General features: G+C 72.8%; 15 protein-coding genes and 1 pseudogene. 9 read left to right on the forward strand and 7 right to left on the reverse strand.

Features of this window, described 5'->3' with window-relative positions; all coding sequences use genetic code 11:
* The first annotated feature begins 112 nt into the window (after positions 1–112).
* From egtA to egtD, 4 genes are read left to right on the forward strand one after another with little or no spacing between them, the layout of a single operon-like run.
* On the forward strand, positions 113–1,474 hold the full coding sequence (egtA, locus tag AB0I54_RS24115) for an ergothioneine biosynthesis glutamate--cysteine ligase EgtA (protein ID WP_363298188.1): 1,362 nt from the start codon (positions 113–115) through the stop codon (positions 1,472–1,474).
* On the forward strand, positions 1,471–2,787 hold the full coding sequence (egtB, locus tag AB0I54_RS24120) for an ergothioneine biosynthesis protein EgtB (protein WP_363298189.1): 1,317 nt from the start codon (positions 1,471–1,473) through the stop codon (positions 2,785–2,787). The genes egtA and egtB overlap by 4 nt, the downstream gene beginning before the upstream one ends.
* Positions 2,787–3,602 carry an ergothioneine biosynthesis protein EgtC gene (gene egtC, locus AB0I54_RS24125; protein WP_363298190.1) on the forward strand — a complete coding sequence of 272 codons (816 nt, stop codon included), beginning with the start codon at positions 2,787–2,789 and terminating at the stop codon, positions 3,600–3,602. The genes egtB and egtC overlap by 1 nt, the downstream gene beginning before the upstream one ends.
* Complete coding sequence (gene egtD / locus AB0I54_RS24130; RefSeq protein ID WP_363298191.1) at positions 3,599–4,567, forward strand: L-histidine N(alpha)-methyltransferase; 969 nt, start codon at positions 3,599–3,601, stop codon at positions 4,565–4,567. The genes egtC and egtD overlap by 4 nt, the downstream gene beginning before the upstream one ends.
* A gap of 88 nt (positions 4,568–4,655) precedes the next feature.
* Here egtD and AB0I54_RS24135 read toward each other — a convergent pair whose 3' ends face one another.
* A complete protein-coding gene (locus tag AB0I54_RS24135; RefSeq protein ID WP_363298210.1) occupies positions 4,656–5,912 on the reverse strand; it encodes an extracellular solute-binding protein in 1,257 nt (418 codons plus the stop codon).
* 227 nt (positions 5,913–6,139) lie between these two features.
* Here AB0I54_RS24135 and AB0I54_RS24140 point away from each other — a divergent pair, with 227 nt between their 5' ends.
* A complete protein-coding gene (locus AB0I54_RS24140; RefSeq protein WP_263214961.1) occupies positions 6,140–6,355 on the forward strand; it encodes a dodecin in 216 nt (71 codons plus the stop codon).
* A 36-nt stretch (positions 6,356–6,391) separates the two neighbouring features.
* Here AB0I54_RS24140 and AB0I54_RS24145 read toward each other — a convergent pair whose 3' ends face one another.
* Complete coding sequence (locus AB0I54_RS24145) at positions 6,392–6,883, reverse strand: hypothetical protein (protein WP_363298192.1); 492 nt, start codon at positions 6,881–6,883, stop codon at positions 6,392–6,394.
* A gap of 127 nt (positions 6,884–7,010) precedes the next feature.
* On the opposite strand from AB0I54_RS24145, the gene AB0I54_RS24150 reads away from it, so the two are divergent.
* Positions 7,011–8,024 (forward strand): LLM class flavin-dependent oxidoreductase, encoded by a 1,014-nt coding sequence (locus AB0I54_RS24150; RefSeq protein ID WP_363298211.1) that lies wholly within the window; start codon positions 7,011–7,013, stop codon positions 8,022–8,024.
* Positions 8,021–9,307 (forward strand): DUF2716 domain-containing protein, encoded by a 1,287-nt coding sequence (locus tag AB0I54_RS24155; RefSeq protein ID WP_363298193.1) that lies wholly within the window; start codon positions 8,021–8,023, stop codon positions 9,305–9,307. The genes AB0I54_RS24150 and AB0I54_RS24155 overlap by 4 nt, the downstream gene beginning before the upstream one ends.
* Before the next feature lie 55 nt (positions 9,308–9,362).
* Here AB0I54_RS24155 and AB0I54_RS24160 read toward each other — a convergent pair whose 3' ends face one another.
* Entirely contained in the window at positions 9,363–11,834 is a 2,472-nt protein-coding gene (locus tag AB0I54_RS24160) for an ATP-dependent Clp protease ATP-binding subunit (RefSeq protein ID WP_363298194.1), read from the reverse strand.
* 149 nt (positions 11,835–11,983) lie between these two features.
* On the opposite strand from AB0I54_RS24160, the gene AB0I54_RS24165 reads away from it, so the two are divergent.
* Together AB0I54_RS24165 and AB0I54_RS24170 are read left to right on the forward strand one after the other, a co-directional pair.
* Positions 11,984–12,175 carry an antitoxin gene (locus AB0I54_RS24165; RefSeq protein WP_363298195.1) on the forward strand — a complete coding sequence of 64 codons (192 nt, stop codon included), beginning with the start codon at positions 11,984–11,986 and terminating at the stop codon, positions 12,173–12,175.
* Positions 12,176–12,261: 86 nt separating this feature from the next.
* Complete coding sequence (locus AB0I54_RS24170; RefSeq protein WP_363298196.1) at positions 12,262–14,688, forward strand: excinuclease ABC subunit UvrA; 2,427 nt, start codon at positions 12,262–12,264, stop codon at positions 14,686–14,688.
* Positions 14,689–14,736: 48 nt separating this feature from the next.
* On the opposite strand, the gene AB0I54_RS24175 is transcribed toward AB0I54_RS24170, so the two are convergent.
* The 4 genes and pseudogenes from AB0I54_RS24175 to AB0I54_RS24190 form a co-directional block, all read right to left on the reverse strand.
* Positions 14,737–15,642 carry a lysophospholipid acyltransferase family protein gene (locus tag AB0I54_RS24175; protein WP_363298197.1) on the reverse strand — a complete coding sequence of 302 codons (906 nt, stop codon included), beginning with the start codon at positions 15,640–15,642 and terminating at the stop codon, positions 14,737–14,739.
* Positions 15,642–16,418: a GNAT family N-acyltransferase gene (locus AB0I54_RS24180; protein ID WP_363298198.1), complete on the reverse strand. Its 777-nt coding sequence runs from the start codon at positions 16,416–16,418 to the stop codon at positions 15,642–15,644. Before AB0I54_RS24180 ends, AB0I54_RS24175 begins: the two co-directional genes overlap by 1 nt.
* 156 nt (positions 16,419–16,574) lie before the next feature.
* Positions 16,575–17,600 carry a hypothetical protein gene (locus AB0I54_RS24185; protein WP_363298199.1) on the reverse strand — a complete coding sequence of 342 codons (1,026 nt, stop codon included), beginning with the start codon at positions 17,598–17,600 and terminating at the stop codon, positions 16,575–16,577.
* 64 nt (positions 17,601–17,664) lie between these two features.
* Positions 17,665–17,784 (reverse strand): annotated as a pseudogene (locus tag AB0I54_RS24190) (succinate dehydrogenase/fumarate reductase iron-sulfur subunit); the annotation flags it as partial.

Below are 17,784 nucleotides of genomic sequence, written 5' to 3' on the forward strand. Positions count from 1 at the left end.
GTGCACCCTTGTGCGAATCGAGGCGAGGGTCTTGGGTGGGACGAGTGCCGCCGGGCGCGGGCCGTCGAACGCCCGACCGGTGGCATCGCGGAATCTCTGAGAGGATCGCGATATGTCCGATACATCCAGTGCCGGTTCGGTGAGTGACTGTAGCGACTGTACGCAGCCACGCACCGCCGTCACCGAAGCCGAGGTGGAGGCCCTGGTCCGGGGCATCTGCTTCAAGACCGGACCGCCCCGCTGCCTCGGGGTCGAAGTGGAATGGCTGGTCCACGAGCTGCGGCAGCCGCAGCTCCCCGTGACACCCGAACGACTCGAAGCGGCCTATGCCGCACTGCGTACCGTGCCCCTGAGGTCGGCGCTCACCGTCGAGCCCGGCGGCCAGCTGGAACTCAGCTCGCCGCCCGCCGCCTCCCTGATGGAGTGCATCGGTACCGTCTCCGCCGATCTGGACGCCGTCCGCGCGGTCCTCGCCGAGGACGGCCTCGGTCTCGTCGGCGTCGGTCACGACCCCTGGCACCTGCCCCGCCGGTTCCTGCGCGATCCGCGCTACGACGCCATGGAGACCAGCCTCGACCGCAGGGGCACGGCCGGCCGGCACATGATGTGCACCTCGGCCTCCGTCCAGGTGTGCGTGGACGCCGGCTACGAGGAGCCCGGCCCGCTGGGCCACGGCCGCCGCTGGTGGCTGGCGCATCAGCTGGGCCCGGTGCTGGTGGCCGCGTTCGCCAACTCCCCGCTGGTGGGACGGCAGCCCACGGGCTGGCTGTCCACCCGGCAGCTGCTGTGGCTGGAGATCGGCCCCGGTCAGGCGGGTGCTCCCGCACTGAACGGGGAGCCGCGCGACGCCTGGGCCCGGCACGTCCTCGACGCCCCGGTGATGTGCGTACGGCACGACGACGGCCCGTGGGACGTGCCCGATGGACTCACCTTCCGGGAGTGGACCCGCTCGAAGGCGCCCCGGCCGCCCACCCGCGAGGACCTCGACTACCACGTCACGACGCTGTTCCCGCCGATCAGGCCGCGCGGCCACCTGGAACTGCGCATGATCGACGCACAGCCCGGCGACGACGGATGGATCGTGCCGCTCGCGGTGACGGCGGCGCTGTTCGACGACCCGGAGGCGGCCGAGACCGCGTACCGGACCGTGAAGCCGCTGGCCGAGCGGGCCCTGTCGCGCCCCGCGCCGCACAATCCGCTGTGGATCGACGCGGCGCGGACCGGGCTCGCCGACCCCGAGCTGCGCGAGGCCGCCGTCACCTGTTTCACGGCGGCGCTGGAGGCCCTGCCCCGCCTCGGCGCGACCCGCGACGTCACGGACGCCGTCGCGGCGTACCTGAACCGCTATGTCGTCCGGGGCCGCTGCCCCGCCGACGATCTGCTGGACCGTCTGCACGGAACGGAACTCCCCCAGTCTCGGCTCGGCTCGACCGGAGGGACGCCCACCGCCCACGGGAAGGACATCCTCACATGACCGCCCCCGAGACCGACCCCGAGACCCTGCGCCGACGCGCCCTGACCTCGCTCACCGCGGCCCGTGCCCGCACCACGCTGCTGACCAGCTGCGTCGAGGAGCCCGACCTCACCGCCCAGCACTCTCCGCTGATGTCCCCGCTGGTGTGGGACCTCGCCCACATCGGCAACCAGGAGGAGCTGTGGCTGCTGCGCTCGGTCGGCGGCCGGGAGGCGATGCGACCCGAGATAGACAGCCTGTACGACGCCTTCGAGCACCCGCGTGCCGAGCGGCCGTCGCTGCCGCTGCTGCCGCCCGCCGAGGCCCGCCGCTACGCGGCCGAGGTGCGCGGACGCGCCCTGGACCTGCTGGAGAGCACGGCGTTCCACGGCACCCGGCTGACCGAGGCGGGCTTCGCCTTCGGAATGATCGCCCAGCACGAACAGCAGCACGACGAGACCATGCTGATCACCCATCAGCTGCGCAGGGGCCCGCAGGCCCTCACCGCCCCGGACCCGGACCCGGCACCGCCGTTCACCGGCCCCGCCGAAGTACTGGTGCCCGGCGGCCCGTTCACCATGGGCACCTCCACCGAGCCATGGTCGCTGGACAACGAACGCCCGGCACACCAGGTCGAGGTGGCGCCTTTCCATCTCGACACCACCCCCGTGACGAACGCCGCCTACCAGGCGTTCATCGAGGACGGCGGCTACGAGCAGGAGCGCTGGTGGACGCCGGAGGGCTGGGAGCACATACGCCGGCACTCCATCACGGCACCGCTGTTCTGGAGCCGCGACGGCGGGCAGTGGCTCAGGCGCCGCTTCGGCGTCACCGAGGTGGTGCCGCCCGACGAGCCGGTGCTGCACGTGTGCTGGTACGAGGCGGACGCCTACGCCCGCTGGGCCGGGCGCCGGCTGCCCACCGAGGCGGAGTGGGAGAAGGCGGCCCGGTACGACCCCGCCCAAGGCCGCTCGACGCGCTATCCGTGGGGCGACGCCGATCCGGCGCCGGAACACGCCAACCTGGGCCAGCGCCATCTGCGGCCCGCCCCGGCAGGCAGCTATCCGGCCGGTGAATCCCCGCTGGGGATACGGCAGTTGATCGGCGATGTGTGGGAGTGGACGGCGAGCGACTTCCTGCCGTACCCGGGGTTCGCGGCGTTCCCGTACAAGGAGTACTCGGAGGTGTTCTTCGGGTCCGAGTACAAGGTGCTGCGCGGCGGTTCGTTCGCCGTGGACTCGGTGGCCTGCCGGGGGACGTTCCGCAACTGGGACTACCCGATCCGGCGGCAGATCTTCTCCGGGTTCCGCACCGCCCGCTCGGAGAGCGCCTGATGTGCCGCCATCTGGCGTATCTGGGCCCCGAGGAGCCGCTGGGCCGGCTGCTCGTGGAGCCCCCGCACGGTCTGTACCGCCAGTCGTGGGCGCCGCGGCGGCAGCGGTACGGGACGGTCAACGCCGATGGCTTCGGGGTGGGCTGGTACGCCCCGGGCGATCCGGTGCCGGCCCGCTACCGGCGGGCCGGGCCGATCTGGGCGGACCTCTCCTTCGCCGATCTGGCCCGGGTCGTCCGCACCGGAGCACTGCTCGCCGCGGTGCGCGACGCGACCCTGGCGGGCGCCGACGCGGAGGCCGCGGCGGCGCCGTTCGCCGCGGGCCGCTGGCTGTTCAGCCACAACGGCGCCGTCGCGGGCTGGCCGCAGTCGGCGGCGCCGCTCGTCCCCGGACTGCCTCCGGTCGATCTGCTGTCCCTGGAGGCGCGCACCGACTCGGCGTTGGTGTGGGCCCTGGTCCTGCACCGGTTGCGCGGCGGCGACGACCTGGGCCGGGCGCTGGCCGGCACGGTGCGGCAGGTCGCCGAGGCGGCCCCGGCCTCCCGGCTCAACCTGCTGCTCACCGACGGCGAGACCGTCGCCGCCACCACCTGGGGCGACACCCTCTTCTACCTCGCGGAACCCGGCGATCGCACCGTCGTGGCCTCCGAGCCGTACGACGACGACCCGCACTGGCAGGAGGTCCCCGACCGCACGCTGCTCACGGCGAGCCGCGCGGGGGTGCTGCTCACCCCGGTCGAGGACCCGGCCCCCTCCCCCACTCCCAGCTCCGTTCGAGCGGGGGGACCCCCATCATCGAAGGAGCCCTGTACGTGAGTTCCCTGCACGTCACCCGCACGCTTCCCGAGGACGCGACCGACGCCGCGCTGCGCGCCGACGTCCGGGACGGCCTCACCGTCACTCCCAAGACCCTGCCGCCGAAGTGGTTCTACGACGCCCGGGGCAGCGAACTGTTCGACAAGATCACCGAGCTGCCCGAGTACTACCCGACGCGCGCCGAGCGCGAGATCCTCCTCGCCCGGGCCGCCGAGATCGCGGCGGCCTCCCGCGCCCGCACCCTGGTCGAGCTGGGTTCCGGCTCGTCCGAGAAGACCCGCTTCCTGCTCGACGCGCTCACCGACCTGCACACCTACGTCCCCGTGGACGTCAGCGAGAGCGCGCTCGTCCAGGCCGGACAGGCCCTCGTCGAGGAGCGGCCGGACATCGACGTGCACGCACTGATCGCGGACTTCACCGCCCGGCTGACCCTGCCGGACACACCCGGTCCACGGCTGGTCGCCTTCCTGGGCGGCACCATCGGCAATCTGCTGCCGGCCGAACGCGCCGAGTTCCTGGCGTCGGTGCGCGGGCTGCTGTCGCCGGGCGACGCGCTGCTGCTCGGCACGGACCTGGTCAAGGACGAGGAGGTGCTGGTCAGGGCGTACGACGACGCGGCCGGGGTGACGGCCGAGTTCAACAAGAACGTGCTGGCCGTGGTCAACCGCGAACTGGGCGCAGACTTCGATCCGGACGCCTTCGAGCATGTGGCGCTGTGGGACGCCGGGAACGAGTGGATCGAGATGCGGCTGCGCTCCCGTACGGCCCAGACCGTGAAGATCCCCGCGGTCGATCTGGCCGTGGAGTTCGCGGCGGGCGAGGAGCTGCGCACCGAGGTGTCGGCGAAGTTCCGGAAGGAGGGGATCTCCGCCGAACTGGCCGCGGCAGGGCTGACGCTGACCGACTGGTGGACCGACCCGCAGAACCGTTTCGCCCTGTCGCTGAGCACCGTGCGCGAGCACTGAGCACTGAGCATCGCTCACGAGCACTGAGCACTGAGCACCGTGCGCGGCCGGTGCGCCCCGCGCCCGTCACCGGTCAGGGTGCGGAGCCTCAGCCCAGGTCGGGTGCGAGGGCCTCGGTGATCCGCCGGGAGGCGCGGCGGGCCTCGGTCGCCGGGTCCGCGCCGCGCAGCACCCTGGTCATGTACTCCTTGATCGGGTTGTCGGCCTCGACCGCGGTCCACTGAGGGGTGCTGGGGGTCGCCCGGCCGTGCGCGGCACCGGCCGCCATGGCGGCGACCCCCTCGGCCCCGGCGACCGCGCTCGCCAGGGTCGTCTTGTTGGGGACGTAGTTCATGGTGCGGGCCAGCTCGGTGTCCCACTTGGCCCCGGCGAGCGCCCCGACGACGGCCGCGGCGTCGTACGGCCGGTCGGTGTTCTGCGGTACGACGAGATCGGAGCCGCCGGTGAAGACGGTGCCGGGACGGCCGGCGGTCTTGCCGGGGACCGGGAAGTAGCCCAACTGGTCGGCGAGCGCGGGGTTCTGCTGCACGATGGCCTGGGCGAGACCCGGCACGGCCACGATCTGTGCCACCTTGCCGTCCGCGAACACGCCCGCCTGGGGCGGGTGTTCCTCGTCCGCGCCGACGGGTCCTCGGCCCAGCGCCTGCAACCGGCGGTAGAACTCCATGCCGCGCAGGGCGGCCGGGGTGTCCAGGGTGCCCTTCCAGCGTCCCTCCGCCTCCCGGGCGAGGTCGCCGCCCTCGTCCCAGATGAACCCGGAGAGGGTGTACCAGTCCTGTCCGGCGAGGTAAATGCCCTGGTTGCCGCCGGAGTTGAGCTTCTGGGTGTCGCTGAGCCACTCCTCGCGGGTCTTCGGCGGCGCGTCGATGCCGGCCTTCTCGAACAGGTCCTTGCGGTAGATGACGACGCGGTTGGCCGCGTACCAGGGGATGCCGTACTGCTGGGTGTTGTCCCGTCCGGGTTCGGCGAGGCCGGGCAGCCAGTGCGACATCCCCCAGTCGCGCGCGGACTCCAGTGTCATGTCGGTGAGCCGGCCGTCCTCGACGTACTGCGGGACCTGGGTGTTGCCGACCTCGATGACGTCGGGGCCGTCCTTGGACTGTGCCTTCAGGGCCGACTGCACCTTGTCGACGATGCCGGTCCACTGCTGGATGCGGATGTCGAGCCGGATGCTCTTGTGCGTGCGCTCGAAGTCCTCGGTGAAGCGGCGCAGGAACTCCTTCGACGCGCTGTCCTTCATCAGCCACACCGTGACCGTGTGGCGCTCGTTCCCACCGGGCAGGACGCCGCAGCCGGCGGCGAGGGAGGCGGACACACAGAAGAGGGCGAGCAGCCGTCGGCGCACCGGTTCGTGACTCACGAGGGGTCCTGTTCTGTCTGCGGACAGGGGAAGAGGCCCGACGTGGGGGGACGAGCACGGGGCTCGTACGGGTGTGCAGGAGAGTTTGGTATGGACCAATGCGGCGGTCAAGGGCTACCGGGGGTAGGGCCGTGACGCCTCGCGCTCCGCCTCCACATACGGCACGGTGGAGTGACGCGTGACACATCCGTCACGGAGAGAGGAGCACCCGCATGACCAACCACACCTACCGGGTCACGGAGATCGTCGGCACCTCCCCCGAGGGCGTCGACAAGGCCATCCGCAACGGCATCGCCCGTGCCGCCCAGACCGTGCGCAATCTGGACTGGTTCGAGGTGACACAGGTCAGGGGACAGATCGCGGACGGGCAGATCGAGCACTGGCAGGTCGGCCTGAAGGTCGGCTTCCGCATCGAGGACGAGACCTGATCCGACCGGGGCCGGGACCCGACGTGCCCGGCCGGCTCAGGTCCGCCCCTCCCGCTCCTGGGCGTCCTCCAGGGCGGCCGACCGGTCGGCCCAGCGCGCCCGTACGACGGTGAATCCGGCCCGTTCGGCGTCCTCGCACACCAGCTTGTCGTCGTCCACCAGGACCCGGATCTCACGGTCACGGGCGAGCCGCCGCAGGATCTCCAGCTTGGTGTGACGGGCGCCCCGGCGGTCGGCGTCGCGCCGCATGAAGACACGTCCCTCGGGCAGCCCCTGGGCGGCCAGCCAGTCGACCGTGTCGGGCCGGCACCGCTCGGGCCGCCCGGTGAGATACACGACCTCGCACTCCCGCGCGCACTCCAGCACCAGCGCCACGCCCTCGGTGAGCGGCGGATCCAGCGACGCCGCACCGAAGAAGCCCTCCCAGTCCCTCGGCTTGTCCTGGAGGAACCGCTGCCGGTGCGCGGTGTCGGCGAGCGTGTTGTCGAGATCGAACACGGCGAGCGGCCGCGTACTGCTGTCAGTCACCCGGCCACCCTAATCGCCGACGGCTCCCGGAACCCGGGCGGAGGAATGCACGGCGCCGACCACGACGACCCACCGGGAGGAATCCCGCGGGCGCCGCGGTGTTCTACCTCGTATGAGTTCCGCTGTCGTGAGTTCCGCCGTCGCCTCGGCCCGCTTCTCCGTTCTCGACCGCTCCCGCACCCGGGAGGGGCACACGCACGCCGAGGCGCTGCGCGACACCGTCGTGCTGGCGCGGGAGCTGGAGGCGCTCGGGTATCACCGGTTCTGGGTCTCCGAACACCACGGCGTGCCCGGTGTCGCCGGGTCCGCGCCGACCGTGCTGGCCGCCGCGGTGGCCGCGGCCACGCGCACGATCCGGGTCGGCACCGGCGGAGTGATGCTGCCGAACCACCGACCCCTGGTCGTGGCCGAGCAGTTCGGGGTGCTGGAGTCACTGTTCCCGGGGCGGATCGACATGGGTCTGGGCCGGTCCGTGGGGTTCACCGACGGGGTGCGCAGGGCGCTGGGGCGCGGCAAGGACGACGCGGAGGACTTCGCGGCACAACTGGACGAACTGCTCGGCTGGTTCGAGGGGACCTCCCCCACCGGGGTGCACGCGCGTCCGGCGGAGGGGCTGCGCGTGCCGCCGTTCGTGCTGGCCATGGGCGAGGGCGCCGGCATCGCGGCCCGCGCCGGACTGCCCATGGTGATCGGCGACCTCCGCAACCGGGAGAAGATGCTGCGCGGCATCGACCACTACCGCGTCCGGTTCCGGCCCTCGCCCTGGGCGTCACAGCCGTACGTCGTCGTCTCCGGCACGATCGCGGTGGCCGCCACCCCCGAGGAGGCCCGACGCCTGCTCGTCCCGGAGGCCTGGTCCATGGCGTACGCGCGCACCCACGGCACGTTTCCGCCCCTGCCGCCCGCCGAGCGGATCGAGTCCCGCACGATGACCGCGAAGGAGCGCGGCCTGTACGAGTCCGGCCTGGCCGGGCACATCGCGGGCACCGAGGAGCAGGTGGCCGACGAGCTGGAAATGCTGTTGAAAGCCACCGGCGCCCAGGAGATCCTCGTCACGACCAGCACACACGACCGATCGGCGCTGCTGGACTCCTACCGGCGGCTCGCCGGGATCGCGAACCTGGAGAAGAACACCGAGTGACCGCCACCTCCGCGCTGCTGTGGGCCGGGTACGAGAGCCAGATCCGCGGTGCCGCGCCCCCGGAGGGCCCCTGGGAGCCATGGGGCACCTGGGTCGAGCGGGACGGACCGCTCGTGCGCGTCCACCACGGCACGCACGGGACCGTCGTCCACGCGTCGCTGGTCGGCGCGGACCTGGACCTGGACGGGCTGGTCCGGCGCCAGCAGGCGGCCTTCGCCGAGCGTGTCGAGCCGGTCGAGTGGAAGGTGTACGACCACGACGGACCCGCCCTGCCCGCGGCGCTGTCCGCCGCGGGGTTCACTCCGGGACCACCGCGAGCCCTGCTGATCGCCGACGTCGCCGACGTGCCCGCCTGCCCCGGAGCGGTCGTACGGTCGCACTTCGCCGGTCAGGACGAACCGCGCCGGGAGTCCGTGCGCCGCATGGCGGCCGACGCTCCCGAACAGCGCCGGGCGCTCGCGGAGTTGGAGGCCGACGGGCAGAACTGGGAGGCCCTCGTTCTGGAGGGTGCGGGCCGGGTCGTGGACGTGCTCTGGCTGGAGGCGGTGCGGGACACCGACTTCACCGCGATCGGTGGGACGACCGGCCCGCGTCCCGAACTGCTCGACGCCGCAGTGGCGTTCTGCTCCCGGTGGTCCGTCCGGTCGACGCGGCTGGTCGCCGAGGCGCCGGCGGCCTTCGTGCCGGCCCATCTCGCGGCGGGCTTCCACGAGGCCGCCCGTGTGACCACGTACCGCTGGGCGCCGCCCGGTGAGCCGGCCAGGGAACGTCCGTCCCGGCGACTCCTGTCGGAGCCGGAGCACGACGAGATCTGGAAGCGCTTCGAGGAGCGTTTCGAGGTGACGTACGAGACGGCCTACGACGGTATCGCCGAGCCCCCGGGCTCGGTCGCCTTCCACATGGCCGCCGTCGACCACCCGCAGGACCCGCTGCTCGCCGAGGTCGAGCGCGTGATCGCGCGCGGACTGCGGGCCTGCGGGCGACCCGGCGACCGGCTCTACCGCCTGAAGTGGTACATCAGCGGCTCCCGCTGCGACCCCACGCGGGTCGGCGGCCCCGGGCAGCCCCGCTGGGTGGGCTGCTCCTACCTCGTCGACGAGAACGTCGTCCAGGTCAGCGGCGACCTGCGGATGGGCACGTACGGCAACTTCCGCGAGGAGTCGCTGTGCGTGTTCGGCCCCGACCTCGTCGCGGAGGTGGAGGCCGAACTCACCGCGCTGCTCGGCACGGTGCTGCGCCGCGACGGGCGGCCGGTGGGCAATGTGTGGAGCTTCGGCCCCTGAGCGCCCCCGGCGTGCCCGGCGTGTCCGGCGTGCCAGGTGTGTCGGGATGGCGTCCTCAGACCGCGGCCGTCTGGTCCGTTCGGATCGCGATCGCGCCGTCCGCCGCGTCCACCACGGCCCGGTCGCCCGCGTTCAGCTGACCGGACAGGAGCAGGTCGGCGAGTCGGTCGTCGACCTCGCGCTGGATGGTGCGGCGCAGTGGGCGGGCGCCGAACTCCGGCTGGTGGCCGATGTTCGCGAGCAGGTCGGCGGCCGCGTCGGTGACCTCCATCGAGACGTCCTGCGCGTGCAGCCGGCGCCGGGTGTGTTCCAGCAGCAGGTCGACGATCTGGCGCAGCTGGGCGCGGTCCAGGCCGCGGAAGACGATGATCTCGTCGATGCGGTTGAGGAACTCGGGCCGGAAGTGCCGGTTCAGGATCGGCATCACCGACTCGCGGACCTTCGTGTAGTCCTCGACGCCGGACGTCAGGATCCGGTCGGCGCCGATGTTCGACGTCATGATGACGACGGTGTTCTTGAAGTCCACCGTGCGGCCCTGGGAGTCGGTGAGGCGGCCGTCGTCGAGGAGTTGCAGCAGGGTGTTGAAGACGTCCGGGTGCGCCTTCTCGACCTCGTCGAGCAGCAGGACGGCGTACGGCTGCCTGCGCACGGCCTCGGTGAGCTGGCCGGCCTCCTCGTGGCCGACGTATCCGGGAGGCGCCCCGACCAGCCGGGAGACGGTGTGCCGCTCCTGGAACTCGCTCATGTCCAGGCGGATCATGCGGTTCTCGTCGCCGAAGAGGGCGGCGGCGAGCGCGCGGGCCAGTTCGGTCTTGCCCACGCCGGTGGGGCCGAGGAAGAGGAAGCTGCCGACGGGGCGGTCGGGGTCGCTCATGCCGGCGCGGGCGCGGCGGACGGCCCGGGCGACCGCGGTGATCGCCTCGTCCTGGCCGACGACCCGTTCGTGGAGGTGCTCCTCCAGCTTCATCAGCCGCTCCCGCTCCTCCTCGGTGAGCTGGGCGACGGGGATGCCGGTGGTGCGGGAGACGACCTCGGCGATGTCCTCGGCGGTGACCTTGGGCGCGTGCTCCTCGGCCCGGTCCGACCCGGCCAGCTGCTCCTCGGCGTCCTTGATCCGGTCGCGCAGTTCCTTGGCGCGCTCGTACTCCTCGTCGGCGACCGCCTGGTCCTTCTCCCGGTTGAGGGCGGCGATCCGGTCCTCGATGTCCCGGGTGTCCGACAGGGGTGTCTTGGACCGCAGCCGGACGCGGGCGGCGGCCTGGTCCATCAGGTCGATGGCCTTGTCGGGCAGGAAGCGGGAGGTGATGTAGCGGTCGGACAGCTCGGCCGCGGCGACGAGCGCCTCGTCGGTGATACGGACCTGGTGGTGGGCCTCGTAGCGGTCGCGCAGACCGCGGAGGATCTCGATGGTGTCGTCGACGGTGGGCTCGCCGACCAGGATGGGGGCGAAGCGGCGCTCCAGCGCGGCGTCCTTCTCGATGTGCCTGCGGTACTCGTCGACGGTCGTCGCGCCGATGAGGTGCAGTTCGCCGCGGGCCAGGGCGGGCTTGAGCATGTTGCCCGCGTCCAGGGCGCCTTCGCCGCCCCCGCCGGCGCCCACGACGGTGTGCAACTCGTCGAGGAACAGCACCAGTTCGTCGCCGTGCTCGCCCACCTCGTCGAGCAGCTTCTTCAGCCGCTCCTCGAACTCGCCCCGGTACTTGGTCCCGGCCACCATCCCGGCCAGGTCCAGGGAGACGAGCCGCTTGCCCTCCAGGGTCTTGGGGACGTCGCCCGCGGCGATGCGCTGGGCGATGCCCTCGACGATCGCGGTCTTCCCGACGCCGGGGTCACCGATGAGGACCGGGTTGTTCTTGCTGCGCCGGGACAGCACCTCGATCGTCTGTTCGACCTCCTCGTCCCGTCCGATCACGGGGTCGAGCCGCCCGGCCCGGGCGTCCTCGGTGAGGTCGCGGCCGTACTCGTCGATGGTCGGCGTGCTGCTGGGCCTGCGGCGCTCCGCCGCGCCCTCCGCGGGCAGCCGGGTCTGCTCCCAGCCGCTGTCGCTGAGCTCCCGCGCGGCCACCGACTCCGGGTTCGCGGCGAGCGCCCGCAGCAGATGCTCGGGGCCGATGTAGGAGGCGCCCTCGGCGCGGGAGATCTGGTAGGCGTCCAGCAGCGCGCGCTTGGCGGCCGGGGTCAGTGTGGTGGGCTCGGACTTCTCGGCGCCGCCCTGGGCCGTGCCGAGCCGCTCCCGGATCCGGTCGGGGTCCGCGCCCGCCTCGGTCAGCAGCCGGCGGGTGGATTCGTGCTCGGTGGCGGCGGCCAGCAGGTGCCGTGCGTCGAGCTCCTCGCTGCCCTCCACGGCGGCGATGTCGCGTGCGTCCGCGACCAGCTCGCGGGCTCGTTCCGACAGCAGGCTGCCGATGTCGACCCGCTGCACCCGCCTGCCGGACGAGACCGGGCCGGACCCACCGAAGAAGCGATTCATGAGGTCGTCGAACTCTTCGAAGGGGCTGCGTCCGAAACCGAAACCGGGAGTAGTCATGGGAACGGGCCTTTCTGGTGCGCCAGGCATACGCGCCTTCCAAACTCGCACAGGGCGGGCACCCCCGCACGGGGACGGCCGCCGAGATGCGGACGGCGTCCGCGCCGACCAGGCTGGGAGAGGGAACGTCTACCGGCTGGGAGGACCCCATGTCCTTCATGGACAAGATCAAGGGAATGCTCAAGGGCCACGAGGACATGGCCTCCAAGGGCATCGACAAGGGCGGCGACTACGTCGACGAGAAGACCGGGAACAAGTACCAGTCCCAGGTCGACACCGCACAGCAGAAGCTGAAGGACGAGCTCGGCGGCCAGGAGCGGGACATCCCGCCGCACCCGTAGAGCCCCGCTCCTGGGGGGCGCGTCGGGCGCCGGGCTAGAATCGCGGGGTTTGTCCCCGCCCGGCCGGCCCGTACGGAGTACCCCCCATGCACAGCGCCCACGACCCGTACGTCCGTGTCCGCGGCGCCCGCGAGCACAACCTCAAGGGCGTCGACGTGGACATCCCGCGGGACGTGTTGGCCGTGTTCACGGGCGTGTCCGGCTCGGGGAAGTCGTCGCTGGCGTTCGGCACCATCTACGCCGAGGCACAGCGTCGCTACTTCGAGTCGGTGGCGCCCTATGCCCGCCGGCTGATCCATCAGGTGGGCGCGCCGAAGGTCGGGGAGATCACCGGGCTGCCGCCCGCGGTCTCGCTCCAGCAGCGCCGCTCCTCCCCGACCTCCCGCTCCTCGGTCGGCACGGTCACCAACCTCTCCAACTCGCTGCGCATGCTGTTCTCGCGGGCCGGCGACTACCCGTCGGGCGCCGAGCGGCTCGACTCCGACGCCTTCTCCCCCAACACGGCGGCCGGGGCCTGCCCCGAGTGCCACGGTCTGGGTCAGGTGCACCGTACGACCGAGGAGTTGCTGGTCCCCGACCCGTCGCTGTCGATCCGTGAGGGCGCGATCGCCGCCTGGCCGGGCGCCTGGCAGGGCAAGAACCTGCGCGACATCCTCGACGCCCTCGGACACGACGTGGACCGGCCCTGGCGCGAGCTGCCGGCCGAGCGGCGGCGGTGGATCCTCTTCACGGAAGAGCAGCCGGTCGTCACCGTGCATCCGGTGCGGGACGCCGACCGCATCCAACGGCCGTACCAGGGCACGTACATGAGCGCCCACCGGTATGTGATGAAGACGTTCTCGGACTCCAAGAGCGCGTCCCTGCGGGCGAAGGCGGAGCGCTTCCTCACCAGCGCGCCCTGCCCGGTGTGCGGCGGCGGCAGGCTGCGGCCCCGGGCGCTCGCGGTGACCTTCGCGGGCCGTACGATCGCGGAACTGGCCGCGCTGCCGCTCGCCGAGCTGGCCGGACTGCTCGAAGGCTCGTCACCGACCGCGCGTGTCCTCACCGAGGACCTCAAGTCCCGTATCGCGCCGGTCGTCGAGCTCGGCCTCGGCTACCTCAGTCTCGACCGCGCCACACCCACTCTCTCGGCGGGCGAGCTGCAACGGCTGCGGCTGGCCACCCAGTTGCGGTCCGGGCTGTTCGGTGTGGTGTACGTCCTCGACGAGCCGTCGGCGGGTCTGCACCCGGCGGACACCGAGGCCCTCCTCACGGTCCTGGCCCGGCTGAAGGCCGCGGGCAACTCGGTGTTCGTGGTGGAGCACCATCTGGATGTGATGCGCGGCGCCGACTGGCTGGTGGACGTGGGCCCGCGCGCGGGCGAGCACGGCGGTCAGGTGCTGCACAGCGGCCCGGTGACGGCGCTCGCGGGGGTCGACGGGTCGGCGACGGCGCGCTTCCTCTTCGGCCGCTGGCCCACGCCGGTGCGTCAAGTCCGGGATCCCCAGGGCTGGCTGACGGTCGGTCCGGTGACCCGGCACAACCTGCGCGAGGTCACGGCCGAGTTCCCGCTCGGTGTGTTCACCGCGGTCACGGGTGTCTCGGGCTCCGGAAAGTCCACGCTCATCGGCGAGATCACCGAGGAGGCGGCCGGGGTCGGCCGGCTGGTCTCGGTGGACCAGAGGCCCATCGGGCGTACCCCGCGCTCCAACCTCGCCACGTACACCGGTCTGTTCGACGTCGTACGGAAGGTGTTCGCGGCCACCGACGACGCGCGCGAACGGGGCTACGGCGTGGGCCGGTTCTCCTTCAACGTGGCGGGCGGGCGCTGTGAGACCTGCCAGGGCGAGGGGTTCGTGAGCGTCGAGCTGCTCTTCCTGCCGAGCACCTACGCGCCGTGCCCGGACTGCGGCGGGGCGCGCTACAACCCCGAGACGCTCGAAGTGACGTACCGGGGACGGAACATCGCCCAGGTCCTCGACCTGACCGTGGAGAGTGCGGCGGACTTCTTCGCGGACACCCCGGCCGTGGCCCGCAGCCTGGGCACGCTGCTCGACGTGGGGCTCGGCTATCTGCGGCTCGGGCAGCCCGCGACCGAGCTGTCCGGCGGGGAGGCCCAGCGCATCAAGCTGGCGAGCGAACTCCAGCGCGCCCGACGGGGTCACGCCCTCTACCTCCTCGACGAGCCGACGACCGGCCTCCACCCGGCCGACGTCGAGGTGCTGATGCGCCAGCTGCACGGCCTGGTCGACGCCGGGCACACGGTCGTGGTCGTCGAACACGACATGACGGTCGTGGCGGCCGCGGACTGGGTGATCGACCTGGGCCCGGGCGGCGGCGACGCGGGCGGCCGGATCATGGCGGCAGGCTCACCGAACGAGGTGGCACAGGCCCCGGGCAGCACCACGGCGCCTTACCTACGGCGGGCGCTCCCCGAGCAACCTGGCGGCACGGCCCCAGGCCTTCCCGAAAGCCCGGGCGCACAGCCCCCGACCCCGCCCCTGGCCGGACCGCTCCACGACAACGACCACTGAGCGCCTGCTGGGGGCGGGCCCGTGCGCGGCGGCCACCCCCAGTCAGCTTCAGGCGCGCTCCAGGTCCTCCCGGGAATCCGGGCGCACCGTCCGCGCCCCCGAAGCCGGGCGGGCCCCGGCGCGGGCGCGATCGCTGAGCGTCTGGTCGCGGGTCATCAGGGCCGCGTGGGTCCAGGTGGGCCCGTGTGTGGCCGGTTCCGCGGCTCGGGCGAGGGTGCGGCGGTCGGGGTGGGTGCCCGGTGGTATCGCCGGCAGCACCTCCACCTCGGCCACCAGACCGCGCGCCGACACCACCCGCCACACCGAGGCGAACAGCGTGTCCTCGCCCACGAACGCGGGCGCGGTGCTGGCCGCGCCATCCGCGATCCGGTAGTGCAGCCGCACCGGCTGGACGGGGACCCCGGCGTCGAGCGCGGCCTGGAAGACGGCCCGGTGGAAGCGGCCCTGGGCGCGGCCGCACCACGTGCTGCCCTCGGGGAAGGCGACGACCGCGGCGCCGTCACGCAGGGCGTCCGCGATGCGGGCGACCGTCTCCGGGAGCGCCCGCAGCCGGTCGCGCTCGATGAACAGGGCGCCGCCGTGTGCCACCAGGGCCCCGGCCACCGGCCACTGCCGTATCTCCGTCTTGGCGAGCATCCGCGCCGGACGCACGGCGCCCAGCAGGGGGATGTCCAGCCAGGAGATGTGGTTGGCCACCATGAGGAGTCCGCCGGTGGGTGCGGCGGCGCCGGTGAGGCGGACCCGGACCCCTGCGGCCCGCACGATCGCCCGGCACCACCGCCTGACCAGCCCGGCGGGGATCAGCCCGCCGAGCGGGGCCAGCACGATCCCGGTCAGGACCAGGAGCGTGACCCCCGTCAGCCGCAGCACGGCACGCGGTACGGCCGTCGCGGACCCCGTCGGCTCCACACACGCCCCCGGGGTGCAGGGAGCGCTCGGCAGCCAGACGCTCATCAGGCCGGCACGAGTGAGAGGAAGTGCCGCAGATAGCGCGGGTTGACCCGGCGCATCGACAGCAGCACGTACAGGTCGGCCACCCCGAAGTCCGCGTCGTGCGCGGGCTCGGCGCAGACCCATGCGCCCAGGCGCAGATAGCCGCGCAGCAGGGCGGGCAGTTCGGTGCGCGCGGCCTGGGCCTGGACCTCGCTGTCCGGGACCCAGGGCAGCAGCGGCCGTACCCGGAACTCCTCCGGAGCCAGGTGCTTGGTGCGCACCCGCTCCCAGGTGGCGGAGGCCAGGGCGCCGCCGTCGGCGAGCGGGATGGAGCAGCAGCCGGCCAGCCACTCGTGGCCGCGGTCGACCATGTAGCGGGCGATTCCGGCCCAGATCAGGCCGATGACCGTGCCGTCGCGGTGGTCGGGGTGCACACAGGAGCGGCCGACCTCGACCAGGCCGGGCCGGATCGTGTCGAGCGCGGCCAGGTCGAACTCGCCCTCCGAGTACAGCCGTCCGGCGACCGCGGCCCGCTCCGGCGGCAGCAGCCGGTAGGTGCCGACGACCTGCCCGGTCGCGGTGTCGCGCACGAGCAGGTGGTCGCAGTACGCGTCGAAGGCGTCGATGTCGTAGCCGGGGTGCGGGCTCGACAGCAGGGCCCCCATCTCCCCGGCGAACACGTCGTGCCGCAGCCGCTGCGCGGCACGCACGTCGGCCTCGTCACGGGCGAGGGTGACGGTGTAGCGGGTGGGAGCCGCGGGCTGCGGGGGACGGTCGAGGGTGGAAACGCCGGTCATGGCTCTCTCCTGGTCACGGGCCGGTTCGGCGGGGGAAGAGGGCGGACCGGGTGCGTACGGGCCGCCGCTCCTGTTCTTCCGATGCCGGTTGACCTGCGCGTGACCTGCGCCAGGAGAGTGGATGTGGGGATGTTGAACGCCGGGGTTACCGACCGGTCAGCCGTCCTTGGTCACGCACCCGGCGAGCAGCCGCCCGGCCTCCTCCGGGGCGAGCGCCCGCTCCAGGACGAGGTCGCCCGTCATGTTCGGGAAGAACCGGCCCGAGGGCCAGCTCCGCTCGTAGGGCGGGGGGTCGAGGACGAGCAGCCGTACTCCGTCGACGACGGGGATGTCGCTGGGCGTCCCCTCGTTCCACACCCACTCCCCGGTGGGGCTGACGAGGTTGAAGGAGCCGGTGGTGTGCACCTGTCCGGGCTGGTCCCGGCACACGGCCGCCTCCTCGGCGGAGGGGGCGCGGCCGGGCACATGGCCGCCGCCGACGAGGACGTCGGCGAGCAGGGTGTGCAGCTGGAAGTTGTCGCCGATGCCGCCCATGCGCATCGCGTAGCCGGTGCCGGTGGGGCGGTGCAGCACGATCAGCGGCTCGTCGAGGACCAGCAGGGCGTACGTCAGACACTTGAAGGTGTGCCCGGACGCCTCCGCGACGCTCCCCACGGCCCGCAGCAGCCGGTCGCGCAGGGCCGCGTCGAGCGCGGTGCGCACGGCCGCGTGGCTGAGCATGGCGACGGAGGCCATCTCCCACTGGGGCAGCGTCAGCCAGGCCAGGGCCTGCTCCGGCCCCACCCGGTCGAAGAGGGCCGGGTCGGGCTCGCCGCCCTCCGGGTCGGGGAAGTCCCCTCCGCCGGTCTCCTCCCAGCGCTCGCAGAACTCACCGACGGCGGCGAGCGTCTCGGCGAGCTCCGCGAAGACGTACGGCGCGCAGGGCACCGCGTCGGCGCCGCGTTCCACGCAGGCGCCGACCATCACGGCTATGGTGCCGCGCGGCCCCGGGGGCACGTCGGGCAGCAGCGCGGCGAGCCGCGGCGCGGCCTTCCCGACCTCCTGCTCCCCCGCCTCCCCGATGCTCCGGTACAGCTCTCCGAACGCGCGCTCCGAACGGTCCACGTCCCGCTCGCGCACAGCGGCCTCGAAGTCCGTGACGGCTTCGAGGAACCGCTCCCTCCCGTTGTTCTCGAAGATCATGCGCGCAGCCTATCGAGGGCCGGGTGCCCCGCGGGACCGGGGGACGGCGCTGCGGCCAACTGCCCTACCGCTTGCCCGCCTTGCGCGTGGCCCGCAGCCACTCCTTGTTCATGTTCGTGATGGACATCAGCGGAATGCCCTTGGGGCAGGCGGTGGCGCACTCCCCGGTGAGCGTGCAGCCGCC

Source organism: Streptomyces sp. NPDC050625, from assembly GCF_040654755.1.
Classification (GTDB): domain Bacteria; phylum Actinomycetota; class Actinomycetes; order Streptomycetales; family Streptomycetaceae; genus Streptomyces.